Source organism: Haloechinothrix aidingensis, assembly GCF_013450155.1.
Lineage (GTDB): Bacteria > Actinomycetota > Actinomycetes > Mycobacteriales > Pseudonocardiaceae > Haloechinothrix > Haloechinothrix aidingensis.
In genome coordinates this window covers 158,498-182,128 of sequence record NZ_JACCKD010000005.1, presented here as the reverse complement: position 1 = coordinate 182,128, position 23,631 = coordinate 158,498, and the positions used below count along the sequence as shown (strand labels likewise).

Sequence of the window (23,631 nt, the reverse complement as noted above, 5' to 3'; positions counted from 1 at the left end):
AGGGTTGCGCACCGCAACCTGGTGGGCATGACCACATACGCGAGCCGCATGCCCGCATCCAGCCGTCCCCGACCGCGCGTGAGCCGCGCGGCGTGGCAGGTACTGGTCCTTGCCACACTCGGCTTCGCGCTGAACTTCTGGGCATGGACGTTGCTGAGCCCGCTTGGCCCGCGGTTCGAGCAGGGCCTTGGACTGAGCGCCTTCGAACTGTCTATGGTCGTCGCCGTCCCTGTGATCGTCGGGTCGCTGGGCCGCATCCCGGTGGGCGCGCTCACCGACCGGCTCGGTGGACGCGTGATGTTTCCCGCGGTCTCCCTGATCACGGTGCTGCCGGTGCTGTTCATCGGGCTCGGCGGGCACGCGAGCTTCGCCGCGCTGCTGGCCGGAGGCTTCGTGCTCGGTATCGGCGGCACGGCGTTCGCGATCGGGATCCCCGTGGTCAACGCATGGTTCCCGGCCCACCGGCGCGGCCTGGCGCTGGGAATCTACGGCGCGGGGATGGGAGGCTCGGCGATCGCGGCGTTGACCACGGTCCCGCTGGTCAACACGGTCAACATCCGCTTCCCGTTCCTGCTGGCCGCCGCGGTGCTCATCGCGTACGCGCTCATCGCCGCGTGGCTGCTGCGGGATGCCCCGGGGCGACAGATCTCCGGGGGGTCGGTGATCCGGCGCCTGGCAAGCACCGTGCGGTTGCCCGTCACGTGGCGGGCGTCGGGCGTGTACGCGCTGTCCTTCGGCGGGTTCGTCGCGTTCTCGGTGTACCTGCCCACGTACCTGTCGAACAGTTACGGTCTCGCCGATGCCGACGCGGCCGGCCGGATGGGCGGGTTCGTGCTGGTGGCCGTGGTCGCACGGCCGGTGGGGGGGTGGCTGTCCGACCGGCTGCACCCGACGCGCGTGCTCGCCGGGGCTTACGGCACCGTGGCGGCCTGCGCTGCGCTCCAGGCGTTCGCACCGCCGCTCATGCCGCTCGGTACCGTCCTGTTGCTGGTCATAGCCGCCGCGCTCGGCGCGGGAGCCGGGGCGACGTTCGCGCTCGTAGCGCTGCTGACCAGCCCGGAGCGCGTCGGTGCGGTCACCGGGTTCGTCGGCGCCGCAGGCGGGCTGGGCGGGTTCGTCCCGCCGCTGCTGATGGGTGCCTTCTACGGGTGGCTGGACAGTTACGCCGTGGGCCTGGGCTTACTGGCCTGCACGGCCCTCGTGGTCGGGATACTGATCAGCCGGATGGGGCAGCGCGTGCCAGAAGCTGCGCTGGACCGGATGGTGCCGCGCGAGGCGGGTCCGGGCAGGTCGCCGCGATGAGGCATGCGCCGAGCGCGTGAAGGAGGTCGCCGTGCGGCTGCGCCTGTCCCGGGATCGCCTGCTGCTGGTCGGCGTCGCGGCGTTGCTGGCCGCGGGCGGTCTCATGTGGTGGGTCGAGACGCTACCCGCCCGCGTGCTGTGGGCGGTAGCGACGGGGACCGCCCTGCTACCCGCGGTGGGGTGGGTCATCGCCGACCTGCGGCGCAAACGGTACGGCGCCGACCTGCTGGCGGTGCTTGCGCTGGCCAGCACCCTGATCGTCGGTGAGTACCTGGCCGGGGCGGTCATCGCACTGATGGTAGCCACCGGCCGCACCCTGGAGGCCGCGGCCCGGCGGCGGGCCGGCCGCGACCTGTCGGCGCTCCTGTCACGCGCGCCTGGCCGGGTACTCCTGCGACGGGAGCAGAAGATCGTCACGGTCGCCGTGGATCGGGTAACCCCTGGCGATCTCGTTGTGGTGTTGCCCGGGGAGATCGTTCCGGTGGACGCGACCCTCGCCGCCGAGGGCGTGTTCGACGAGTCGGCGCTGACCGGCGAGGCGGCGCCGGTGACCCGCGCGGCAGGCGAGACCGTGCGCAGTGGCGTGGCGAACGCCGGTGCCGCGGTGGACGTGGTGGCGGCAGCGACAGCGGAGGCCAGCACCTACGCTGGCATGGTGCGCCTGGCTGAGGAGGCCGCGGCAGGAAGCGCCCCTGTCGCGCGCATCGCCGATCATGTGGCGGTGTGGTTCCTCCCGCTCGCGCTGGGCATCGCCGGGGCGGCGTGGGCACTGTCCGGGGATCCGGTACGGGCCGTCGCGGTACTCGTCACCGCCACCCCGTGCCCACTACTCCTCGCGGTGCCGATCGCGGTGACCGGTGGCCTGTCCCGCGCGTCCCGTGCCGGGGTGGTCGTCAAGGGCGGGGCGGCTCTGGAGAAGCTCGGCCATGCTCGCTCGGTCGTGATGGACAAGACCGGCACGGTGACCGCGGGCAGGCCCGAGGTGGTCGACGTCGTGTGCGCGCCGGGTGTCACAGTCGCCGAGGTGCTGGGCGCGGCCGCCGGGGTGGAGCGCTACTCGTCCCACGTGCTGGCTGCCACGGTGGTGCGTGCCACAGGGCGCGCCGGAATCGAGCCCGCACCGGCGTTCTCGGTCACCGAGCGGCCGGGTTGGGCGGTGAGCGGCACGGTGGGCGAGCGCCAGGTCACCGTGGGGCGGGTCCCCGAAGCGACGGTGCTGCCCGGATGGGCTCGGGGCGTAGCGCGACGTGGCGAACTCGATCTTGCCTCGATCATCTGGGTGACCTTCGACCGCGAGCCGGTGGGAGCACTGATGGTCCGCGACAACATCCGGCCTGACGCCGCGGGCACGATGCGCAGGCTCCGCGACGTCGGTGTCGAGCGCGTGGTGCTGCTGACGGGTGACCGAGTCGCCAATGCGGCGGAAGTGGCGAGCGTGCTCGGCGTCGACGAGGTGCAGGCCGAGGCAGGCCCGGCCGAAAAGATCGCCAGGGTGCGCGCCGAGCAGGCTCGTGGCGCGACCGTCATGATCGGGGACGGCGTCAACGACGCACCCGCGCTCGCCGCCGCCGATGTGGGGCTGGCCCTGGGGCCGCGCGGGTCGACGGCAGCGGTGCAGGCGGCCGATGCCGTCATCACCGACGACCGTATCGACCGCCTCGCCGACGCCATGGACGTCGCACGGCGCTCGCGGCGACTGGCCGTGCAGAGCGCGCTGATCGGCACCGCCCTGTCGCTGGTGGCGATGAGCGCGGCGGCGGTGGGCTGGCTGGTCCCTGTCGCAGGCGCGCTGGCACAGGAAGCTATCGACGTGGCGGTGATCCTCAACGCGCTGCGCGCGGTGCGCGGCCGTATCCGGCGGACACCGGCGCACGTGGACGCCCTGCTGCGCCGGTTCGCGAGCGAGCACGACGGGTTACACGCGGCACGTGCCGCAGTGCGGCAGGCAGCCGACGCGTTGTCGAGGGGCCCGGGACCGGAAGCCGATTTGGCCGTGCGGCACGCGGATGAGCTGCTGACGACCGAGCTGCTCCCGCACGAGCACGCCGAGGAGACGATGCTGTATCCCGCGCTGGCCGAGCTGCTCGGAGGTCCGGAAGGGACGATCACGATGAGCAGGGCGCACACCGAGATCGGCCGGCTCGCGCGCCGGCTGCGGCGGCACCTGGCCGATGGGCGCGGCAGCATCGCCGAGGACCAGGTCGACGACCTGCGCGCCACCCTGTACGGGCTGGATGCCATCCTCACCCTGCACTTCGCGCAGGAGGAGGAGGCATACTTCACCCTTGCCGCAGGCGGGCGAGACAGCCATGCAGGGGGAAGTCCCGGTAGGAGTTGATGCGGAAGGACATCGGGCGAACACCGTGAGCCGGCTCGCCGGATGCGCAGCGGCTGGTGATCAGTTCCTATCGCACCCCGTCGAGGTACCGCGCCTGATTGATGCCGGTGTGATCACCTCGCTACGCTGAACGTACCCCGACCCGTATATGGTGCGCAGCGTCGGCACGAGCCGGTCAGGGCGGGAACTGATATTCGTCGGGTAAGGAGCCCACACATGGACTACGCGACCACCGTCACCGTTGACCTCCCGTACGACCGTGCCGTGTCGAAGGTCAAGGAGTGTTTCCAGGAGCAGGGATTCGGCACCCTGACGGAGATCGACGTACAGGCGACACTCAAGAGCAAGCTCGACCACGACATGGAAAGCTACGTAATCCTGGGTACCTGTAACCCCCATCTCGCGCAGCAGGCGCTCGATGTCGAGCGCGACATCGGGTTACTGCTGCCCTGTAACGTCGTCGTCCGGGCACAGGAGGACGGTCGCACGATCGTGCAAGCACTCCAGCCGCAGGTGATGGTAGCGGTACCCGAGAACGGCTCCCTGCAGCCGATGGCCGACGAGGCGCAGCAGCGGATCAAGGCCGCACTGGACGCGGTGGCGGGGTAGCGTCACCCACATTGGTCCGGCCGCGCGATCGGATACCGGAGACTCTCCCGGCGGTGCGAGGGTCGGTCCGCCGCTGCGCCGCGAGGGTCAGGAAGGTCCCGCCCGAGGTCGGACTTCCCGGTCGTGCGACGTTGGGCCAGTCCAGCCCGTTCGCGAACGGGCTGTCGAACCTGACAGGTTCCTCGGGCGGGCTGCCAGGCTGACCCGGCATGGCCAGTATCGCGCGCGACCACCCTGCCCTCTGGAGGCAAAGGTCCCCGGATCCGGAGACGAACGCTCGTCGTTCACGGACCCGGCCGGTGTTTCGGTGTTACGCCGCTCGCGGACCAACGGGTCGAAGGGCCTTTCCGTCAGGGACGCGCGGCCCTAGGTACGAAGCCGGCGCATCCGTTCTCCTCGACACACCGGTGAGCCGCAGGCCGGACGAGTCCAGCGAGCGGGGTATACGTCGCCGGCGAGCACGGCTTTCCGGACCGCTGGAACACCGACCGGAAGTGAGGCCTGTCATGCGAGATGTTGGTGCGCGGTACGCCCGGCGGTGGAGTGCACTCGCCGCTCGGATCCGGCGTCGATGGGGACCGGAGCGGCTCCCGGAACGGGTACTGCCCGTCCTCCTCGGTGCGGTCCTGCTCGCGATCCCGGTTGCGGTGATGGTCGGGTCCACCGTACACGACCGTCAGCTCGAGCTCTCCCATGCCGAACACGAGGCCCGTTCTCAGGTCACGGCGCAGTTGTTGGAGGACGCGCGCTCGTCACACGGGGTCGCGATGCCGGTTCGTATGTCGGATAACCGTCCCGGCGTCCGCGCGACATGGCCGTCCCCACACGGTCCCGGACGTCAGGAAGGAACCATCACGGTGCGTGCCGGTATGACCGAGGGAATGGAGCTGCCGATCTGGGTGGACTCCGCCGGAGAACCGGTGGAGCCGCCACTGACCCCCGAACAGGCACAGGACAGGGCTACGGGAACAGGTATCGCACTCTGGCTCGTCGTGGCAGCGGGCAGCGTGGCGCTGTACTGGGTTGTGCGCGTGATCGCGCGCGGGCCGTCGCCGCGCGCGGAACGGTAACGAAGTGCTCCGGGTACGTTCCCCTCCTCCGACATGGTTGGTGACTGTGACGTCCGGATGAATGCGTCGTGCTTGGCGCGCGTATATGCCGGGGTGCTGCGTCGCTTCCTGTAGACGTGCATCGTTCCTATCCGGGGCCACGACGCAGAACCTCCTGTGCTGGGGTCGTGCCGGTCGACGTCAGCCGCCACCGTGTGCCTGCTCGATCCGCCACGCGCTGCTCGGCACCGTCGTGCTGATCGGCGTGGCAACCATCGTGATCGCCGTGTCCGGCTTGTTCTGGCTCTCGTTCGCCGCGACGATCGGCATCGCCGTCGGCATGGCCTTGCAGAACACGGTCGGGGGCAAGCTCCTCCCGTTCTACATCCCACATGCCGTCAGCGGCGTCGCGGGATGGATCGGTGGGCTCGGCGCTTCGAGCTGAGTCCTGCCTGCACTCGACCGGTCGGTACCTGTGCGGCAACCTGCTTCGACCCCGGGATACCGCGCACTCTGATGCGGCGGTCATGGTCGTCTCGCGCGACAGATGTACTGGATGTGGGGATGCGTGCCAGTGGAGAACCACCGCCAACGCCGAGGCGGAGACCTCACGGACCTCTCGCCCCGAATCGCTCCTGGCTTGGTCGCTACCGGCGGAGCTTACGGTATGGGGTCACGGGCGCGGGGCCATCGCTCGGGCTTCGTCACCACAAGGCAAGGAGTAGCCATACTTAGCAACAGACGGACCGTCGACGTCGTCATCGGCGAGCACGAGAACATCACGCGAGCACGTGCGGTGCCGCGCGGCCATGACGACGATTCGATCCTCGCGGAGGGAATCGCGCGCCTGGATACACAAGATACGAACGGTCCGGGATCGGTGGCAAGCTCGCGACCTCCAGGGCGTTGTCCGGGCCGGCGCACCGCTTGACCGACCGGACCTCGGAGGACATCGAGAGCGTCCCGCACGAACACGGGCACCTGGTTCGGTAGCGCACCTCGAGGCGAATGCCTACGTCGTCCCGATGAGCCCACCGGCTTCCTGGGCCGACGTTGCTTCGCGCACGCGCCGGTTGTTGATGCGCGGTAGCGCGTAGACCAGCAGCGCGAGATGTACAGCTGCGGCGAGCAGGAAGGGTGTGCGCAGCGCCCACTCGCGCCCCAGAAGCGGTTCGCCCGCCGAGACCACCAAGCCTCCGAGCAGGCTGCCGACCGAGATCATGCCCCACCCGAAGAACCGGTACACCGAGTTCACCCGCCCCAGCATGTGGTCGGGCACGATGCTCTGCCGCAGGGACACGGTGACCACGTTCCACTGCACCACGAGGAAGCCGATGACCAGCAGCATCAGCCACGCCAGCGCGGCGACCGGGGCGAGCCCGATGACACCGTAGCCGAGCCCCATACCGAGCATCGCGGTGAACAGTGCCCGGCCGGGGCCGATCACGCCGCTGATCCGGGCGGCCAGCAACGACCCCAGCACCCCACCTGCGGCGGTACCGGTGAGCAACAGCCCGAACGTACCGGCGTCCAGCTCCAGGATCTCCTGCGCGAACAGTACGTAGATCGACACGGCCATCGTGCCCATCGCGTTCAGGGCCCCGAGGATCAGCGCCAGTGACCGCAGCAGGCGATGGTTCCACAGCCAGGTCAGCCCCGCGCCGATCTCGGTGCGCCAGGCGATCCGTCCCGTGGTGGCCGGACCGCGTGGTGCGAACGACCCGGCGATCGCGAACGCCAGCCCGGCGGCGAGCGCGAAGGTGCCGACGTTGACGAGGAACGGCAGGGCGAGGGCGACTCCCAGCAGCGCGCCTGCCAGCGGCGGACCGACGAACTGGTTCATCACGATCTCCGCACCCCACACGCGGCCGTTGGCCCGCTCCAGGCGGTCCTTCGGCGCGATCGATGGCATCAGCGTTTGCGCGGAGTTGTCCCGAAGCACCTCGGCGAGCCCGATCAGCAGCGCGGTCAGGTACAGCAAGCCCAGCAGCACCGCCTGGTTGGCAGGAGGACCGGCGGTGCCCGCGGCCAGCGCGGCGGGATCGGCGATGCTCGCCTGGTTGGCGAGCACGATCCCGGCGAAGGCGAGCATCGTGATGGCGCCCGCGACATCCATCCAGGCGACAAGCAGGCGCCGGTCCACCCGGTCGGTGATCACTCCGGCGGGCAGCGAGAACACCAGCCACGGCACCCGCACCGCCGCGGTGGCCAGCGCGATCAACATCGGCTCCCGCGTGATGGCCGATGCCAGCCAGGGGATCGCGACCAGCCGCAGCCCGTCCCCGAGGTTGGAGAAGGAGTGCGCGGACAGCAGCTTCCAGTAGTTCGCCCCCAGGCGCCCCTCTGCCGGGGCGTGGCAGGTCACCCGTCCTCCCCGGCACCTTCCGGGGTGGGCAGGCTCGGGCGATCGGTCGGGTACAGCCCGACAAGCAGGCCGTAGCTGACCTCGCCCGACCGTGGTTCGCGGACGAACTCGTCGACGAGCTCGTGGAGCCTGCGTTTCCACTCCTCCGCGCGCTCGGCGGGGATCCGGACGTGGCGCAACCCGACCGTCTGCGGTAGCTGGGACCCGGCAGGTACGCGAGCGATCTCGGAGGAGGCGATCTCCATGGTGCGCTGGGGCTGGTTCGTGGCCTCCCCGATGCGGTCGAAGAGGAACACGCGCGCCGTGCGGCCGTAGTAGATCGCGTCGATCGCCCGGACCCGCTTGGTGCGCACCACCCGCACCAGGCCCGCGTCGGCGAGCGTCTTGAGGTGGTGTCCGATGGTGCCTTTCGGCTTGCCGAGCGCCTGCGCCAGGTCGGAGGTGGTCGCTGCGCGTTCCAGCAGCAGGTTGACGATGTCGGCGCGGGTCTCGTTGAAGAGCGCGCGGTACTGCCGTGGGTGGGTGAGCTCCAGCTGCTCGTCCAGCTCGTAGTCCGGTGCCGAATTATGGTCGGCGGATACCGTACAGTCTGCCATAGCAGAATGGTCGGCAACTGCCGACCATTTGTCAAATTCCGGGCTGCCCGTGCGGACCTGGGGATGCGCGGGTGGTTGAGCAGGAACGGACCCGTGTGCGGTCAGTGCTCCTGCGACGATCCCGAGGTGAGCACGGTCGCCAGCTCGCTAGCCAGCAACCTGCGGTTACGGGGAGCGGCACGGAGCGCCTCGCGGTGCGCGCGGGTGATCTGGTCCGGCGCGCTTCCCGGCTCGCGCGCCTCGCCTGCGGCGAGCCCGAGCATGTCCAACAGCTGCTCGAGGTCCCCGGCGTCCGTAGCGTGTGCGGCGACGGTCCGTACCGCCCGGGAACGCTCCGCATCGCTCGCACCTGGCGGGCCCACCACGGCCTGCGGGTTCTGCTCGTTGTGCACGGCTCCATACTCGCTCACCGGGCACCGCGGGCACAGTGGCCGAAAGTCCCTGGTTACACGGTCCGTGTCCCCCGGATCCGGTTCGGCGTGCCGGGGTGACGGGCCGAGCCACACCTGCGGTCAGCGCACCCGCAGCAGGACGTGGCGGATAGAGCCGTTGCGGGCACGCGGCGCGGGCGCGACCCGCGCCTCGCAGCTCAACCCGAGCTCGGTCGCCAGGAGCGACACCGTGCTCAACGCGAGGCCGGCGCGTAGCCGTGCCTCCCGCTGATCGGTCCGCGTCGCCAGCGCGAACCACCGTTGATCCGGGGGCGGTGGTGTCTCGTCCACGGGGAGCCGGGGGTGCGGCACGCGGATATCCGCGGCGGTACCCGCAGAGCGGGCCGGGCCGTCGGGGTGGTCGAGGTCCGGGTGATGGTGGATCGGGGTGAGCATGGTGCCCGCGACGGGGGGATACGCGCGCAGCGCCTCGATCCGGTCCGCGCGGTGGCCCGCGGCGGCGTGTTCCGGGCTCGCCGCACGCGCGGAACCGTCGTGGCAGCGGCGTGCGATCGCTGCCGCCAGCCGGATGCTGTGGTCGGTCGGCTCTGCCTCGTGCAGGTATACGCGCGCGATGATGGCGAGCCGCGCTGCCGGGAACGGCACGACGGTGGCGGCCCAGCCGAACGCCGCGAAGGCGACCATCAGATGGTGCAGCGCGGCACCACAGCTGACCAGCACACCCCGGTCCTCGCTGGTGTCGGTCCGCCGGGATGCGGCGTGCAGCTCGATGGTCGTACCCGTGACCCGACAGTGCCACGGCCGATCGTGCAGCATCGATGGAGCGCGCGCGGCCAGCATCACCGCTGACTCCACTGTGGAATGATTGGGAATCTCCCCTGCGAGGGGTTGAGCGGTGTAGCGCACTGTGGCGTTCAACGTATCGAGAACGTCGGGCGGTGGCACGGTGTGTGAGACCGTCATCGCACCCCTCCAATCGCTATCGATCACAGCACGCCGTTCGGGCCCCGGTACAGGGTTGTTTCACTTCCCGTGCGAACGTGTATCCGTTCCGTAATAGCCCGTGCGCGCGGACGCGGCCCGGTGCCACCGTGGCGCGGTGCGTCCCTCCGGGTGCAGCGGCGAAGGTCCGTCGCGGTGAGGGCATTTCGACTCTTCCGGGGCCCGCAGACCGACGGTTACGTTCCTTCTATGCGCTGGGCGTGCTGACCTGCACGTACCACGCGCCGCCAGCTGGAGGAGCACGATGACCGCGACACTGCCGCACGCGACATACCGCCCGGTGCCGGACGTCCGGGTGACCGTGCGTGGTGCGGTGGATACCGGCACCGCCGACTACGCGGCCGCGCGCATCGCGGAGTTGATCACCGATGACGCCTTGCCGGTGCTGGCGGCACGGGTCCGGCTCACGCGGTACTGGGAAGTCGCCGTGACGGGGCCGGTCATCGCCCAGACGAACGTCGACATCGACGGGTGGTTCGTCCGAGCACAAGCGAGCGCGCCGACCGGTCCGGACGCTGTCGACCGGGCCGTCGAGCGACTCCGGGAGCGGGTCGTGCGTGTCGCGGAGCTGCGTGGTGCGGGTTGGGGAGACAAGCTCCGGCACAGCGTCCGGGGGCGGCACGAGCTGACGATCCAGCGCATGGTGGGTGCGCACCGCTCGGTGCGCAGTCCCAGCACGATCCGTACCAAGCGATGTCTCCCGGTCGTGTGCAGCGTGTCCGATGCCGCGTTCGACATGGACATCCGGGACTACAACTTTCACCTGTTCACGGAGAGGGAGAGCGGCCGGGACAGCGTCCTCTGGCGTGACGGCAGCGGCGGTACGCGCCTCACCCAGGGATCGCCGAGCGACCGTCATCGCAGCCGTCCGGCCCAGGACCCGGTCATCTCCGGCGCGCTCGATGCGCCCGTGATCTCACTGAGCACGGCCGAGCACCGGCTGGGCGCAGGCCGGTTGCCGTTCATCCCGTTCGTGGACATCGACACCAAGAACGTGAGCGTGCTCTACCGCCGCTACGACGGCCATTTCGGGCTGCTCACCGCACTACCGGCCACCCGGTAGCCCCAGCCGCGTACAGCGGAGCCGTGCGCATATCGCCCGCGGTCGACAATGAGGATGGACAAACGATGATCGTGACCAGCCAGCCACAGCACGACACGGCGAAGGCGAGCGGGAATGCCGACCGGTCGGCCGCCTCGTACCCACACGAGCTCGGCCACGTCGAGGAGTACTACACCGATGGCATGTACCTGGTTCACGTGACCGTTCCGGCCACGGGCTCGAAGGCGGACATCACGATCTGGACCTCCGGGGACGCCCTGCTGGTCACCATGAGGTGCGAGAGGGCACGGCACGGTGCGCTCACCAGGAGTGTCGGCCTGCCGTCCGGCGCGGACACCGGTGGCATCAGCGCCAGCTACAAACCGGGGATGCTGGAGGTCCGGGTGCCGGTCGTGGCGGTCGGGCAGCGCGGTGATGTGGCGAGCTGAGCCGTTCGCTGCCGGTTCCGGCCTGTGAGCTCGAGCGGCCCGTCAGCCGGTGGTTACGCCCGTGGACGGCTGGGGTAGCTCGACCCACGTGTTGCCGGGTGCGAGCCTGAGCTGCTCCCCGTCGTCGGTGCGCAGCTCGAACCGGTCGTTCTCGCCGCCCTTCGACCAGGTACCGGTCACGGAGGATCCGCCGGACAGGGCCACGAACGACCCCTCGCTGTCGACGAGGTCCTGGATCGGCACCGGTTGCCCACCGCCGTCGCCGATCTTGCCGGTCTCAGCCTCGGCCTCGATGACGACGACGTTGGTTGCGCTGATCCGCTCACCGCCTGCCATCTCGTGTGCACCGCGCTGGTGCTCGCGAAGGTACTGCCCGTTCTCCTCGTCGTAGGTCCAGGTGATCGGGGAGCCGCTGCCGTACGCGAGCTGCACCGAGGAGCCGGATCCTCCCGCCTGCTCGGCTGTGCTTGCCTCGTCCTCGGACGAGTACGAGAAGTACGGCTCGGGGGGCTCGGAGAAGTCCGTCAGGCCGAGCAGCTCGCCGGGATGGGCGAAGACGTGATCGGGCTGCGGACGTTGCTGGTTCAGCGTGTACGCATTGCTTCCGGAGACGCGCTGGGTGCCGAGGTCGTCGAGCTCACCGGCACCGTAGACGTAGTCCATGATCCACTCGGAGCCCATCGTGTTGCCGAAGGCTGGAGCGATCGGCCCGAGCAGGGGTGCGTCGGAGGGGCGAACCGAGCGCACCGGCCCGACCTCGTCCGGGAGGTCCGAGTGGAACACGGCGGCCAGCCGCGTGTAGTTCACGCCGAGGAACTCGACGAACACGATGTCGGCACGGTCCACGCCCACCTGCGGGTGGGCCTGCTCGACGTCGGAGACCTTGACCGCCACGGCCGGGTGGTCGAGGTCGGACTCGTCGTCGATCGCCTCACCGGTCAGCGGGGCACGCGGGGGTTCGGGCTCGTCCGTCTCCTGGGCCGTCGGTTCCGGCTGGGACGGTTCCGGGTCGTCGTCACCCAGGAGAACCACGAGGCCGATCACCGCGGCTGCGCCCATGGCAGCCACGATCAGGACAGCAAGGAGACTCTTCGCGCGACCGGTCACCATCGCCTCACTTCGTCCGGGGCAGCGGCAGCGGTGATCCTACCGCGCGTCGCGGGGTCGTGCCTGCCGTCGACATGCCTGCCGGGGAGGCGGTCCGGCGCCGGTGGGAACGTTTGTCGCCATCCGGGACGAACGTCCCTGGTAGTGCATCCGTAAAGCCCTTCCGGCTCACCAGCGGGTGTCGAGACAGTTGTGTTCGACGCCTTTTGAAGGAGCAAGGAATGACCGGATGGACACTCGCTGACCTCGCGGTACTCGACCGCGCACTGTGCACGACCCCCTCGGTGCACAACACCATGCCGTGGATCGTGGAGTCCGGATCCGAGCGCGTGGATCTGCTCGAATGGACCGACCGTCCACCGCGGCAACACGACCCCACCGGGCGCGACCTGTTGCTGTCCTGTGGTGCGGCAGTCACCAACCTGCGAGTGGCCGCACGGTCCCTCGGGTGGAGCAGTGCCGTTGAGCTGTTCCCGGAACCGGACCGGCCCGCGCTGATCGCGCGTATCACCCCCGGGGCCCGTCGTAGCGTCGATGACGGCGACATGGCACTTTACGGTGCGCTGTACCGGAGGCGTAGCTACCGAAGGCCGTTCACCAGCCAGCAGGTCGACTCCGGCGTCGCATCGGCTCTGGCCCGGGAAGGATCCGGCGAGGACGTTCGCGCACACCGGGTGATGGCGCCAGAGATCGAACGGGTCGCGGAGGCACTGACCTACGCGGCGTCGGTGCTGCGCGCCGACGCCGCGCTCCAGCGGGAGCTCGCCGCGTGGAACGGGGGTCACGTAGCGGGCGCCACTGGCAATGGTCGTGCTGCGGCCGGAAGTGACACCTTGCCGTGGGCGGGGCTCGTTCGCGCCACCACCCGGATAACGGACGTACCGACGCTGGCCGGGCGGTTGGCGGGCGAACAGCTGCTGATCATCGCCACCGACACGGACACGGCAGCCGACCAGGTGCGCGCGGGTGCTGCCGTGCAGCGCGCCTGGCTCGCCGCGGTGGCGAGCGGGCTGGCGGGCAGCGTCCTGACCCAGCCGCTGCATCTCGATGAGGTACGTGACCGTATCCGGGACGGACTTGGCATCACCGGCTACCCACAGATCCTGCTGCGGTTCGGGTACCCGGCCGATACCGGCCAGGAGTCCCCGCGTGACCTTCGCGACTACCTGCGCCGCAATGAAACGCGGGGAGCTCTGCGGTGAGGTCGGGCGAGTCGCGCCCGGGTAGGCCGGAAGTTCTTGCGGCACGGGGACTCCTGCCGCAGGCGACGACCGGACCACCGCATTAACTCGGCAACACGAAACGACGTGTGGAGACACGACGAGCAACCCGGTACACGCCAAACTGCCGGTCGTCGTCGGTGTGGATGGGGCAGGCACGCGCTCGAAACCATCCGGTGGGGTGCGGGGGAGGCCGCCGATCGCGGGGTGCGGTTGGTCCTGATGCACGCTTGGGGTCACGCGAGCCCGTACACGGGTGTCGTCCCGTCGAGCGTCGAGGGCGCGCGGGACGGTACCGGTACGCCCTGTGACGAGTCGGAAGCCCGTCACGACGGCGGATCGCGCGTGCACGGGTTTCGGCAGGCAGCGTTCGGTATGTTGAAGGGTTGTCCCGGCCGGCTTCCGTCGGTGCGGCGACTGCCAAGAGGGCGCCGGGGCGGTCGGTGTGCGACGCGTGATCGTGAGTGCGAGACTACCCGCGGGCGAGACGAAGGGACGGGTCGAATGAGCGAGAGCACGATCACGGTGCGACGGTTGACCGCGCTTTCCGGCGCGCTGCGCGTCGGTGTGGGACTGTTCGCGCTGGCCAAGCCGAACACGCTGGTGACGCTGTGGGTGGGGCGCGTCCGCCCGCAGAAGTCGAGCGCGGTGCTCGGGAGGGCCCTCGGTGCGCGGGATGTCGCCATCGGCGCCGGCACGGTCACCAGCGCGTTCAGCGACCAACCGGTGACGGGTTGGCTCGTGGCCGGCGGCACGGCCGACGCCGTGGACGCCCTGGCCACCGTCGGCTCCTGGCGTCGGCTGCCGCGTGTCCGGCGCGGTCTCGTGCTGGCGGCGGCCGGAGGTTCCACGGCCGCGGCGGCTGCGCTCGCCGCGTTGGTCGCGTGGACGGAGGGCACGGGTCGCTGAGCCTCGCCTGACGCGAAGTTCCTGGGCGAGTCCCGCTACAGTTGGGCCATGCGAGGGTCTGGTGCGGAGACGGTCGCGCGACTGGCACTTCTGTTTTCCGTCGCGGCCGGCACGCTGGTCATGCATCACCTCGTTTCCGGGCCACCGGAACACGCCGCCCCGGTCCCCGCTGCCTCCGCCGCGCCATCACACGATGGCCAGTCGCATGTGCCTACCGAGCGGCAGGAGCCCGGTACTCATGACGGGCAGGGCCCGCATGATCTGCTGCACCTGTGCCTGGCGGTGCTGGCCGCGTTCGCGACCGCGCTCGGGACGCTCGGCCCGGGCGCAGGCAGGTGGCCGCACACATCGATCCTGCCAAGATCCGGCGGCCACCTGGCGCGGGTGCGACCACCTCCCGCGCGCGACGGTAAGGAGATCCTCCGTTCGGTGTGCGTGATCCGGGTGTAGAGGCTCGTGGCGCTCGCGCCGCGAGCCGTGCCGCGCACGGCCGAGACCCGTATGTATCAGCACGCATTACCGATAACGGAGGATGAAGCGTGTTCACACGTGAACGAGTCATGATGCCCCTGGCGATCCTGGCGTCCGGTGCGCTGCTCACCGGATGCGGTAACCACGTCGCCGAGGAGGCCGAAGACGCCGGGTTCAACCAAGCGGACGTCGCCTTCGCCACGGAGATGATGCCGCACCATGAGCAGGCCGTGGAGATGGCCGACCTGGTGCCCGACCGCAGCGACAGCCAGGAACTGATCGAGCTCGCCGAGGAGATCCGGCAGGGACAGGAACCGGAGATCGAGGCCCTGACGACGATGCTCGAAAGGTGGGGCGAGTCCGTTCCTGTGTCCGGCGATGGGCACACCGATCACGAAATGTCGGGAATGATGTCCGAAGAGGATATGGCCATGCTCGAACGCAGTGACGGTGCCGAGTTCGACCGAATGTGGATGGAGATTATGGTCGAGCATCACGAGGGTGCCATCGATATGGCCAACGCCCAGCTGGCCGAGGGAACCAGTCCGGAGGCGAGCGAGTTGGCCGAGGACATCATCGAGGTCCAGGAGGCAGAGATCGACACGATGCGGGAGATGCTCGGCCGGCGCTGACCGCCGTCGTGATCCTGGTGGTGTTCCGTCCGCTGAGCCGACCATGATCAGGCGGCCACCGCTTGATCACTCCGACCGCGGGTGCGTCCGTGCGAGGTAGACGGTCGCGGTCGCCTCGCGGCCCTGCAGGGGGTTGGGGAACCGGACGACCTCGGCGCCGGCTTCGGCGAAGCATCCGGTGAGCGCTCCGGTGAACTCGTCGTCCGGCGGGTCGTTCGACCAGAGCGTGAACACCCCGCCGGGACGCAGGTGTGCCGCGAGGCGGCCGAGGCCCTCGGCCCGGTAGAACCCGGCATGGTCGGGGTGCAGCAGGTGACGCGGGGAATGGTCGATGTCGACGAGGACGGCATCGAAGGTGCCGTTGTCCGTTGCGCCGGGCCGCAGGCCCGAACCCTGCTCGAGCAGCGTGAAGAAGTCGCCGTGCAGCATCGTGCACCGCGGGTCGGCTGCCAGCTCCGCACCGGCGGGAACCAGTCCCCGCCGGTGCCACTCGATCACCTCGGCGAGGGCGTCGACGACGACCAGGGAACCGACCCGTTCGTCCCGGAGCGCGGCCAGCGCGGTGTAGCCGAGCCCGAGGCCGCCTACGGCGATGTCGAGCCCGGCTCCGCTCAGTTCCTCGAGCGCCCGGTGTGCGATGGCCTCCTCGGCAACGGTGAACAGGCTCGACATCAGGTACTCGTCATCGAGCTTGACCTCGTAGACCTCGCTGCCCACCGTGCCGTCCCAGCGCCGGCGCAGCACCAGCTCACCCATCGAGGTGTGCCGCCAGTCGAGCTCCTGGAACCGCGCGCTCATCGGGTGTGCCGCTGTCGTGGGGTCATCCACGCAGCCTAACGGGCCGCCGCCGGGAGGCCGGTGGGCGGAGGTGCTACGTCAGAACGTGCCGCAGTTGCCGAGGTGCGGGAACGAGGAGAAGCGCGCCTCCAGCCAGTTGAACGCGGTGATCGACGCCTCGGGAACGGCGCCGGCATGGGTCGGCGAGGTCAGTGTCTTGAACCGGACGTTCGCGCCCTGCTCGCACCAGTCGCGGGCCATCTGCCTGCCCTGCTCGTAGGGCACGATGTCGTCGACGCGGGAGTGCAGCACCAGTGTGGGTGCCTCCGGCGCGGTCCTGCCGAGCCGGTTCTCCGCCACGCGTGACCGGTAGGGCTCCTCGTCGAGGTAGGCGGTTATCGGCCTGCCGTCGGCCGTGAGGTCCTCGGAGCGGGTGAAGGCGTGTTTGGTAAAGGTCTCCTCGACGCACTCCTGCCGGACCTCGTCGGCCAGCCGCCGGCCCTCCTCGTTGAGCAGCGACTCGATGTCGAGCTCCGGGTAGGCCGAGTTGAAGCCCAGCACGGCGTAACCGAGCAGGCCCGCCGCGTGCCCGCCGTCGAGGCTCTCGGCGACCGAGGACAGCTCGGCGGGCGGCGCTCCCGCGTAGCTGCCGCGCAGGTCGAGCTCGGGCGCGTAGTCGGGTGCGCGTTCGGCAGCGGCCGCCGATGCTCCGCCACCCTGCGAGTAGCCCGCCGTCGCGACGGGACCCGACCCGGGAAGTCCTGCCTCGGACAGACCCTGCGCCGCGCGGATCACGTCGAGCACGGCGTGCGCCTGCGGCTCGCGGATCACGTAGGTGTGGTCTCCGGGAGTGCCGAGGTTCTGGTAGTCGGTGACAGCCACGCCGTAGCCTCGCTCGAGCAGCCCGGAGACGAACGCGCTCTCGTACTCGGTGCCGTCCTCCATGCGGCGCGATGGGGCGCACTCGTCGCCCATGCCCTGCGTGCCCGGGGCCAGCCCCACGACCGGGCGCGGACCGATGCCGAACCACGGGTCGCGGGGGGTCAGCACCGTCCCGGTGACCGCCATCGGATCACCGTCCACATCGGTACTCAGGTACATGATCCGGTGTGCGTCCGCCGGTGACTCGACACCTTGTGCGGGGTCGAGGTGGAACGGCATCTCCTCGTGCCGGATGACGTCCCCCGGCTGCCCGTCCGGCAGCGGGGACGGCGGTTGGTAGAACGACCCGGACTCCGCCGTCGCGGCGCCCGCGCCGGCCAGTGCCCCAGTGAGTACCGCCGCCGTCACGGCTGTGGTCACGGACAGCGCTGTGGCCCTGTGCGCTGTGCGTCGCATGGCTACTCCTCTCCGCGTGCCCGGCTGCTCGCGCGAGCCGCTCGCTGTGCTGTCCCGACCAACGGCGGCCTCGACGGCCGGATACGAGCCCGTTACCGGGAGCTCCGGAACTTGTCAGCCAGACACAACTCTCGCGGCCGAGTGACTCGCCGGGGTAAGGAATGTCCGTGCGCGCCCGGTGCTGCTGCCGCGCCGGGACCGGAGCCGCGCGAGGGGAGCGCCCGCGTGTTCGCCCGCCGTCGTGGCTGCGTTCCTGGCATGCTGACGCTGTTGCCTGATGATGGATACTCGGTGGCGGTCCGGGCGCCGTCGGCCGGTCCGGCGAAGGAGGGCGGAGCCACGGGAGACGACCAGCAGCGGGCTACCTTCCCCGCGTACGCGCCGAACGTCACGGGGCTGGACAGCGTGCCGCGCAGGTCCTGGCTCACCGCGGACGCGATCGCGGCTGTGCGGGACGAGTCCGACCGCGCGTTCGACGACGCCGAGTACGAGCAGCGGTTGACCAGCGTGCGCGACCGGATGGCGCGCGGGGGCATGGACGCGATGCTCGCGTTCCGGCCGTCAAGCGTCGAGTACCTCTGCGGGTACCACACGGCCGAGACGGCACCGCAGCCGTTGCTGGTGACCGAGTCGGCGACCTACCTGTACGTGCCGGACCTCGAGCTGGGGCGCGCGCTGGCCAGCGCCCGAGTGGACAATATCGGCTACTGCGGCTACGCGGACGCGCTACGCGGCCTGGAGACCTTCCTCGAGCACGCGGCCGGTGTGCTGCCCGCGGGGGCTCGGGTGGGTATCGAGGTCGGTCACGCGTCCACACCGCCGCACGCTGTCGAGTACCTGCGGGGCAGCCGTGTCACGGTGGTCCGTGGTGAGCACCTGGTGGAGACGGTGCGGTTACGGCTGTCCGAGGCCGAGGTCCGGTGTGTCGCGGAGGCGGCGGAACGCACCCGCGCGGGTGTCGACGCGGCCGTAGCGGCGGCGCGCGAGCCGGAGGCGACCGACTCGTCCGTCGCGGGCGCGATCTCGGCCGCCCTGTTCGACGGCGCGAACTCCGCATCGGCGTGGGGACCGGTCGTGGCCACCGGCGTGCGCGGAGGCATCCCGCATTCCAGCTGGTCGCATCGGCGGCTCGGCCCCGGCACGACGTTCCTGGAGTTCTCCGGGGCGCATCACCGCTACCACGCTCCCGTGATGCGTACGCTGGCGCACGGTCCACCGGGCCCGGACGAGCGGGTGCTCGCGGAGCTGGCCGAGACCGCGGTGGCCGCGGTGCTCGACACGGCACGGGCCGGGGTGTCCTGCGCGGACGTCGCGAACGCCGCCGCTGCCGCGCTCGGGCCGCTACCGGACGGCGTCGTCTTCCACCACCTGTTCGGCTACCCCGTCGGGCTGGCCCACAAGCCACACTGGATGGACGGCGCCCCCTTCTACATCACCAGGGACAACCCCGAGCCGCTGGAAGCGGGGATGGTGTTCCACATCCCGGCCTCGTTCCGGTACCTGGGCAGGTGCGGCGTCGGGTTGAGCCAGACATTCCTCGTGACCGAGACGGGTGCGCGGGTGTTGACCCACGGCGCGGCACAGCTGACCGTGCTGTGACCCGGCGCGCGGTGGTGCCGAGGTACCGGTAGGCGTCACCGCTCGTTCGCGAGAAACTCCTTGAGCGCGCTGAGCAGCTGCGTCGGGGCGTCCTCCTGCACGAGGTGGCCTGCCCCGCGCAGCCAGCAGATCCGGGCATCCGGGATCGCCGCGGCGAGCTGGTCCCCTTTCTCGGGCGGTAGCCACGTGTCGCAGGTTCCCCAGCACACGAGGACCGGCAGGTCCAGACCGCCGTAGCTGTCCTGGATGTCGTTGGTGTAGCTCTCGTCTCCTTGGGCCATCTGGCGGTAGAACGCGGCCTGCCCTTCGTCGCCGAGCCACGGCGCCAGGTACGCCGACAGCGTCCCGTCCGCCAGGCCACGGTGGCTCGCGGTGCCGACATAGGCGCGCAGCGCCCCCTCGTGCACCTCGGCGGGCAACTGCGGGAACACGTCCGGGTTCTCCCGCACGAGCCGGAACAGGCCGGTGCCCCACGGCGCGTGCGCGACGGCGTCGACGAGCGCGAGCCGCTCGTAGTTCGCCTCGTGCAGCAGGTGGGCGCGCAGGGCGACGGCACCACCGAAGTCGTGGGCGACGACAGCGGGTCGCTGCAGCCCCCAGTGGCTGAGCAACTCCGCGAAGATCAGGGCTTGCGCGCCGAGCGAGACATCCTGACCGGCATGCTTGTCCGAAGCCCCGTAGCCGAGCATGTCCCAGACGTAGACTTCGTGATCCGCTGCCAACGCGGCGGCGACGTCACGCCACACATAGGACGAGAACGGTGTGCCGTGCAGGAGCACGACGGGCGGTCCGGCACCGAAGCGGTCCCACCGCACGATGCCGTCGCGGGTCTCGTAGCCCTGTGTCAACGTCCAGTTGTTCATGCTCGGCATAACCTCCACGAGGGTAGAGGCATTCCGGCCGCACGGCTACCCGGTCGCAATTCGGCCACCGAGTCGCGGTGCCGGCGATCGCCATGCCCATGGCCGTGTCGCAGGCTGTCTCGCTGGGCAGCGTGTAGGTGCACACCGGGTCCGGGAGTGTCCCGTGATACCGCGACGGGAACTGCGGCGCCGGCGAGACCGCCCTATAATTTAACGCGAACTATAAAATGCGCTAGACTGTGTACGCGAGTGCTCGTGGTGCGCGCAACGGCCATGAGATGCCCCGGACGCAAGGGAGTAAGCGGTGAGCTCAGAAACCTCGACCGCACCGGTCACGGACGAGGCCGCCGGTGGCGGTGCTGGCGTAACCAGCGGTGCGGCAGTGCGACCGGCGGACATCGAGGAAGCCGTTCAGGCGCAGCGGGCGACGTTCGAGTCGGGCCGTACGCGCGATGTCGAATGGCGCGTACGCCAGCTGCGGGCGTTGGAGCGCCTCCTCGAAGACACGGAACGTGAGATCGCCCAGGCACTGTGGGAGGACCTGGGAAGGCCGTACGGTGAGGCCTGGCTCGGCGATATCGCCTCGACAAAGGCCGAGGCGAGGTTCGCGCGGAAACGCGTACGCAAGTGGAGCAAGCGGCACCGTACCCGGGTCTCGATGCACTCGCTACCGGGACGGGCCTGGTACCAGTACGAACCGCTCGGGCTCGTACTGATCATCGGACCGTGGAACTACCCGATCTACCTCTCCCTCGGCCCGCTGGTCGCCGCCCTCGCCGCTGGCAACTGTGCGGTCGTCAAGCCCTCCGAGTACGCGCCCGCGTGTTCCGGGTTCCTGGCGCGGATGCTGCCGCGGTATCTCGACAGCGATGCCGTGGTTGTGACCGAGGGGGATGCCGACGTGACCCAACGGCTTCTCGCCTGCGGCTTCGACCACGCGTTCTTCACAGGTGGCACGGAGATCGGCAGGCGGATCATGTCCGCGGCTGCCCCGCACCTGACGCCCGTCACGCTGGAGCTGGGTGGGAAGAGCCCGGTCATCGTGACGCGGCACGCGGATGTCGACGTCGCCGCGCGGCGCGTCGCCTGGATGAAGCTGATGAACTCCGGGCAGACGTGCATCGCGCCTGACTACGTACTGGTGGACGGCGCGATACGGGACCGTTTCGTCGGTGCGTTGACCGACGCGATGCGTGAGTTCGCGTCGAGTGCCGGCGGAGGTACGTTGCGCATCGTCAACGAGCGGCAGTTCGACAGGCTCGCGACGATGCTCGAGGGTACGGACGGGGAGATCGTGCTCGGCGGACGGACCGACAGGTCCGCGCTGGGCATCGAGCCGACGGTCGTCGTGGATCCTGACCCGGACTCGGGCGTGATGAGCAGCGAGATCTTCGGGCCCATCCTGCCTGTGCTCGGTACCGACTCGCTCGACGACGCGGTCTCCTTCGTCAACGAGCGGCCGAAGCCGCTGGCCTGCTACTTGTTCAGTGACTCGACCGGCGAGCGCGACCGCGTTCTGGACCGTGTCAGCAGCGGAGGTGTGGTTGTCAACCATGTCGCCATGCACTGCCTGGAACCGCACCTCCCGTTCGGTGGCGTCGGCGACAGCGGCATCGGCGCGTACCACGGCAAGTGGGGGTTCGAACGGCTCAGCCATCGTAAAGCTGTCCTCACCAAACCCGCCCGCCCCGATCCGTCGATCATGTACCCGCCGTACAGCAGGTTGAAGCTCGCCGTACTGCGGCGCTTCTTGTAGCCCGGGAAGGAAGCAGCGCCATGCGATGGTTGGCGTCGGTCGACCCGCCCGCCGTGCTCCGCGGAGCATCGAGTGGCTTCACGGTCCTGGTCATCGGCGGTCTCGCCGCGCCCGTAGTGGTTGGCATCGTGCCCGCCGCCGGAATGGTCTGGCTTCCTCTCGTGGCCGTCGTGGCCTTCGTCGTGGCGGCAGCGCGCGGCGGGTCGCACCGCGTCCCCGCCGTCCAGGGAGCGACGGCGGCGCTGACGGCATACCTGCTCGTTCTCCCGCTGGTCGTGTTCGTCACGAGAAGTGTTGACCTGGTGCAGATCGCCACTACCGCGTCCACCGCCGTGCTCGTCGGCGCCGGTGCCGGGTACGTGCACGTAGCGTGGTTCAGGAGGGCGCCGCGGTAGCAGGGATCGCAGGCCCGGTGAGATATAAAAATTTATGTTATATTATAAACATATTGCAGTTTGTGCGACGATCGGTGTCTCGCGAGGTACCGAGCGAATCGGCGCGCGGGTACAGGTAGTGCCTTCCGGCTACCGGTGACGTTCGGTGGGTAACGGTGCGTCGCGTGGCGGAGCGTGGCCCGGCCGTCCGGTTTCGGCGATGCCGAGACATCGGCAATGCAGGCGGAGAACGCTGCGGGCAGCTGGTTCGGCTTCCTGTTGAGTCGCAGCACTGCCGAGCCGGCACCCCGTGTGCCGTGGATGTTGCGTGGTAACTTATAATAGGTTAAATTAAGCACACACTGAGACATGGCCACCGGTGAGAGGCGGTGGAGTGGACCGGGTAGGAGGCATCTCGTACCGCACGCGCCGAGGTAGGTGGGGCGCCTTCCGAGTACGGCCTCACGCGCGCCGGACGCCTCTCCTGTGCCCTGTACGGCGCCGTACGGGCACGACCAGGCATCACACGACCAGGCATCAGAGGACAGACGGTACGGAACACCGTGGGAGGGTTCTATGACTTCGCCCGCTGATACCGCGGAGCAACAAGGCGAAGAGCAACCCTCGGCACCCGCGCGCAGGCGGTCGGGACGGTTGATGCGTTCGGCCGCGGTCCCGGTCGCTGAGGCGGGCGCGATGGTGATGTTCGGTGGACGGACCCTTTGGTCGGCCGTTCGTCATCCCATCGGCTACTGGGGCGAGGTGCGTGACCAGATCTTCCTGACACTCAAGCTGTGCTGGTTCCCGTTGATCGTCTCGACGACGGTGTTCGGGCTCGGTGCGGCCGGCATCCAGGCGGGACACCTGACCACCCTCCTCGGCGTACCGGAGCGTCTCGGCGGTCTGGCGGTCCTGGGGAGCATCCGGGAGTTCGCGCCGTGGATCAATGCCATGGTGATCGCCGGCGTGATGGGCACCGCCATTACCGCGGACCTCGGTGCGCGGCGTGTCCGGGACGAGATCGACGCGATGGAGGTACTGGGCGTCGATCCGATCAGGATGCTGGTGGTACCACGAGTCGTCGCCATGACGATCGTGACCGGGTTGTTCAACCTGGTATCCCTCGTATTCGGTGTCGTCGGCATCTTCATCGGCGCCGTGACGATCCGTGGAGCGAGCGCGGCAGGCTTCTACTCGCAGTTCTTCGCCAACGCGACGACGACGGACGTATGGGCCAGCGTCGTGAAGACGTCGCTGTTCGGGCTCATCATCGGCGTCGTGTGTTGTTACAAGGGCTACGCGGCCGGAGGCGGGCCGATCGGCGTCGGTAGGGCGGTGAACCAGGCCGTAGTGATCGCGTTCGCGGCCATCTGGATTTTCAACGCGGTGTTCACGACCATACTTCTCGGCCTGAACCCCGACATGATGGTATTCAAGTGAG

The 23,631-nt window shown here is 69.6% G+C and carries 23 protein-coding genes; 15 read left to right on the top strand and 8 right to left on the bottom strand.

Annotation, left to right across the window (positions count from 1 at the left end):
* The first annotated feature begins 27 nt into the window (after window positions 1-27).
* The 5 genes from H0B56_RS15135 to H0B56_RS15115 all read left to right on the top strand — a co-directional run bounded on the left by H0B56_RS15135 (window position 28) and on the right by H0B56_RS15115 (window position 5,743).
* Entirely contained in the window at window positions 28-1,302 is a 1,275-nt protein-coding gene (locus H0B56_RS15135; protein WP_425484535.1) for an MFS transporter, read from the top strand.
* Window positions 1,303-1,405: 103 nt separating this feature from the next.
* Complete coding sequence (locus H0B56_RS15130) at window positions 1,406-3,640, top strand: heavy metal translocating P-type ATPase (protein ID WP_180893881.1); 2,235 nt, start codon at window positions 1,406-1,408, stop codon at window positions 3,638-3,640.
* A gap of 216 nt (window positions 3,641-3,856) precedes the next feature.
* Complete coding sequence (locus tag H0B56_RS15125) at window positions 3,857-4,249, top strand: DUF302 domain-containing protein (protein ID WP_180893704.1); 393 nt, start codon at window positions 3,857-3,859, stop codon at window positions 4,247-4,249.
* A 506-nt stretch (window positions 4,250-4,755) separates the two neighbouring features.
* A complete protein-coding gene (locus tag H0B56_RS15120; protein WP_180893703.1) occupies window positions 4,756-5,319 on the top strand; it encodes an Rv1733c family protein in 564 nt (187 codons plus the stop codon).
* A 244-nt stretch (window positions 5,320-5,563) separates the two neighbouring features.
* A complete protein-coding gene (locus tag H0B56_RS15115) occupies window positions 5,564-5,743 on the top strand; it encodes a hypothetical protein (RefSeq protein ID WP_180893702.1) in 180 nt (59 codons plus the stop codon).
* 567 nt (window positions 5,744-6,310) lie between these two features.
* On the opposite strand, the gene H0B56_RS15105 is transcribed toward H0B56_RS15115, so the two are convergent.
* The 4 genes from H0B56_RS15105 to H0B56_RS15090 form a co-directional block, all read right to left on the bottom strand.
* On the bottom strand, window positions 6,311-7,663 hold the full coding sequence (locus tag H0B56_RS15105; RefSeq protein WP_180893701.1) for an MFS transporter: 1,353 nt from the start codon (window positions 7,661-7,663) through the stop codon (window positions 6,311-6,313).
* Window positions 7,660-8,259 carry an ArsR/SmtB family transcription factor gene (locus H0B56_RS15100; RefSeq protein WP_180893700.1) on the bottom strand — a complete coding sequence of 200 codons (600 nt, stop codon included), beginning with the start codon at window positions 8,257-8,259 and terminating at the stop codon, window positions 7,660-7,662. Before H0B56_RS15100 ends, H0B56_RS15105 begins: the two co-directional genes overlap by 4 nt.
* 101 nt (window positions 8,260-8,360) lie before the next feature.
* Window positions 8,361-8,669, bottom strand: a complete 309-nt coding sequence (locus H0B56_RS15095) for a hypothetical protein (RefSeq protein ID WP_180893699.1) — start codon at window positions 8,667-8,669, stop codon at window positions 8,361-8,363.
* 102 nt (window positions 8,670-8,771) lie between these two features.
* Window positions 8,772-9,614: a nitroreductase family protein gene (locus tag H0B56_RS15090; RefSeq protein ID WP_180893698.1), complete on the bottom strand. Its 843-nt coding sequence runs from the start codon at window positions 9,612-9,614 to the stop codon at window positions 8,772-8,774.
* A gap of 283 nt (window positions 9,615-9,897) precedes the next feature.
* On the opposite strand from H0B56_RS15090, the gene H0B56_RS15085 reads away from it, so the two are divergent.
* The gene (locus H0B56_RS15085) at window positions 9,898-10,716 is read left to right on the top strand and encodes a sigma 54 modulation/S30EA ribosomal C-terminal domain-containing protein (protein WP_180893697.1); all 819 of its coding nucleotides are present in this window, start codon (window positions 9,898-9,900) and stop codon (window positions 10,714-10,716) included.
* Between the two features lie 65 nt (window positions 10,717-10,781).
* The gene (locus H0B56_RS15080) at window positions 10,782-11,144 is read left to right on the top strand and encodes an Hsp20/alpha crystallin family protein (RefSeq protein ID WP_180893696.1); all 363 of its coding nucleotides are present in this window, start codon (window positions 10,782-10,784) and stop codon (window positions 11,142-11,144) included.
* 42 nt (window positions 11,145-11,186) lie between these two features.
* Here the strand turns inward: H0B56_RS15080 and H0B56_RS15075 are convergent, their stop codons facing one another.
* On the bottom strand, window positions 11,187-12,203 hold the full coding sequence (locus tag H0B56_RS15075) for a DUF3048 domain-containing protein (protein WP_180893695.1): 1,017 nt from the start codon (window positions 12,201-12,203) through the stop codon (window positions 11,187-11,189).
* Between the two features lie 269 nt (window positions 12,204-12,472).
* Here H0B56_RS15075 and H0B56_RS15070 point away from each other — a divergent pair, with 269 nt between their 5' ends.
* The 4 genes from H0B56_RS15070 to H0B56_RS15055 all read left to right on the top strand — a co-directional run bounded on the left by H0B56_RS15070 (window position 12,473) and on the right by H0B56_RS15055 (window position 15,483).
* Window positions 12,473-13,453 carry an Acg family FMN-binding oxidoreductase gene (locus tag H0B56_RS15070; RefSeq protein ID WP_180893694.1) on the top strand — a complete coding sequence of 327 codons (981 nt, stop codon included), beginning with the start codon at window positions 12,473-12,475 and terminating at the stop codon, window positions 13,451-13,453.
* Between the two features lie 522 nt (window positions 13,454-13,975).
* Window positions 13,976-14,380: a hypothetical protein gene (locus H0B56_RS15065; protein WP_180893693.1), complete on the top strand. Its 405-nt coding sequence runs from the start codon at window positions 13,976-13,978 to the stop codon at window positions 14,378-14,380.
* A 48-nt stretch (window positions 14,381-14,428) separates the two neighbouring features.
* Window positions 14,429-14,830 carry a hypothetical protein gene (locus tag H0B56_RS15060; RefSeq protein ID WP_180893692.1) on the top strand — a complete coding sequence of 134 codons (402 nt, stop codon included), beginning with the start codon at window positions 14,429-14,431 and terminating at the stop codon, window positions 14,828-14,830.
* Between the two features lie 89 nt (window positions 14,831-14,919).
* On the top strand, window positions 14,920-15,483 hold the full coding sequence (locus H0B56_RS15055; RefSeq protein WP_343063912.1) for a DUF305 domain-containing protein: 564 nt from the start codon (window positions 14,920-14,922) through the stop codon (window positions 15,481-15,483).
* A gap of 66 nt (window positions 15,484-15,549) precedes the next feature.
* On the opposite strand, the gene H0B56_RS15050 is transcribed toward H0B56_RS15055, so the two are convergent.
* The gene (locus tag H0B56_RS15050; protein WP_180893691.1) at window positions 15,550-16,281 is read right to left on the bottom strand and encodes a spermine/spermidine synthase domain-containing protein; all 732 of its coding nucleotides are present in this window, start codon (window positions 16,279-16,281) and stop codon (window positions 15,550-15,552) included.
* A gap of 78 nt (window positions 16,282-16,359) precedes the next feature.
* Entirely contained in the window at window positions 16,360-17,598 is a 1,239-nt protein-coding gene (locus H0B56_RS15045) for a lipase family protein (protein ID WP_180893690.1), read from the bottom strand.
* A gap of 270 nt (window positions 17,599-17,868) precedes the next feature.
* Here H0B56_RS15045 and H0B56_RS15040 point away from each other — a divergent pair, with 270 nt between their 5' ends.
* On the top strand, window positions 17,869-19,197 hold the full coding sequence (locus H0B56_RS15040; RefSeq protein ID WP_246361214.1) for a M24 family metallopeptidase: 1,329 nt from the start codon (window positions 17,869-17,871) through the stop codon (window positions 19,195-19,197).
* Window positions 19,198-19,232: 35 nt separating this feature from the next.
* Here H0B56_RS15040 and H0B56_RS15035 read toward each other — a convergent pair whose 3' ends face one another.
* On the bottom strand, window positions 19,233-20,060 hold the full coding sequence (locus tag H0B56_RS15035; protein WP_180893879.1) for an alpha/beta fold hydrolase: 828 nt from the start codon (window positions 20,058-20,060) through the stop codon (window positions 19,233-19,235).
* A gap of 304 nt (window positions 20,061-20,364) precedes the next feature.
* Here H0B56_RS15035 and H0B56_RS15030 point away from each other — a divergent pair, with 304 nt between their 5' ends.
* The 3 genes from H0B56_RS15030 to H0B56_RS15020 all read left to right on the top strand — a co-directional run bounded on the left by H0B56_RS15030 (window position 20,365) and on the right by H0B56_RS15020 (window position 23,630).
* A complete protein-coding gene (locus tag H0B56_RS15030; RefSeq protein ID WP_180893688.1) occupies window positions 20,365-21,816 on the top strand; it encodes an aldehyde dehydrogenase family protein in 1,452 nt (483 codons plus the stop codon).
* A gap of 20 nt (window positions 21,817-21,836) precedes the next feature.
* Entirely contained in the window at window positions 21,837-22,211 is a 375-nt protein-coding gene (locus H0B56_RS15025) for a hypothetical protein (protein ID WP_180893687.1), read from the top strand.
* A 555-nt stretch (window positions 22,212-22,766) separates the two neighbouring features.
* Complete coding sequence (locus H0B56_RS15020; RefSeq protein ID WP_180893686.1) at window positions 22,767-23,630, top strand: MlaE family ABC transporter permease; 864 nt, start codon at window positions 22,767-22,769, stop codon at window positions 23,628-23,630.
* The last annotated feature ends 1 nt before the right edge of the window (window position 23,631 follow it).

Coding starts and splice junctions, on each gene's coding strand:
- H0B56_RS15135 (WP_425484535.1), top strand. CDS start 28: ATGACCACATACGCGAGCCGCATGCCCGCATCCAGCCGTCCCCGACCG.
- H0B56_RS15130 (WP_180893881.1), top strand. CDS start 1,406: ATGTGGTGGGTCGAGACGCTACCCGCCCGCGTGCTGTGGGCGGTAGCG.
- H0B56_RS15125 (WP_180893704.1), top strand. CDS start 3,857: ATGGACTACGCGACCACCGTCACCGTTGACCTCCCGTACGACCGTGCC.
- H0B56_RS15120 (WP_180893703.1), top strand. CDS start 4,756: ATGCGAGATGTTGGTGCGCGGTACGCCCGGCGGTGGAGTGCACTCGCC.
- H0B56_RS15100 (WP_180893700.1), bottom strand. CDS start 8,259: ATGGCAGACTGTACGGTATCCGCCGACCATAATTCGGCACCGGACTAC.
- H0B56_RS15090 (WP_180893698.1), bottom strand. CDS start 9,614: ATGACGGTCTCACACACCGTGCCACCGCCCGACGTTCTCGATACGTTG.
- H0B56_RS15085 (WP_180893697.1), top strand. CDS start 9,898: ATGACCGCGACACTGCCGCACGCGACATACCGCCCGGTGCCGGACGTC.
- H0B56_RS15080 (WP_180893696.1), top strand. CDS start 10,782: ATGATCGTGACCAGCCAGCCACAGCACGACACGGCGAAGGCGAGCGGG.
- H0B56_RS15075 (WP_180893695.1), bottom strand. CDS start 12,203: ATGGGCGCAGCCGCGGTGATCGGCCTCGTGGTTCTCCTGGGTGACGAC.
- H0B56_RS15070 (WP_180893694.1), top strand. CDS start 12,473: ATGACCGGATGGACACTCGCTGACCTCGCGGTACTCGACCGCGCACTG.
- H0B56_RS15065 (WP_180893693.1), top strand. CDS start 13,976: ATGAGCGAGAGCACGATCACGGTGCGACGGTTGACCGCGCTTTCCGGC.
- H0B56_RS15060 (WP_180893692.1), top strand. CDS start 14,429: ATGCGAGGGTCTGGTGCGGAGACGGTCGCGCGACTGGCACTTCTGTTT.
- H0B56_RS15050 (WP_180893691.1), bottom strand. CDS start 16,281: ATGAGCGCGCGGTTCCAGGAGCTCGACTGGCGGCACACCTCGATGGGT.
- H0B56_RS15045 (WP_180893690.1), bottom strand. CDS start 17,598: ATGCGACGCACAGCGCACAGGGCCACAGCGCTGTCCGTGACCACAGCC.
- H0B56_RS15035 (WP_180893879.1), bottom strand. CDS start 20,060: ATGAACAACTGGACGTTGACACAGGGCTACGAGACCCGCGACGGCATC.
- H0B56_RS15025 (WP_180893687.1), top strand. CDS start 21,837: ATGCGATGGTTGGCGTCGGTCGACCCGCCCGCCGTGCTCCGCGGAGCA.
- H0B56_RS15020 (WP_180893686.1), top strand. CDS start 22,767: ATGACTTCGCCCGCTGATACCGCGGAGCAACAAGGCGAAGAGCAACCC.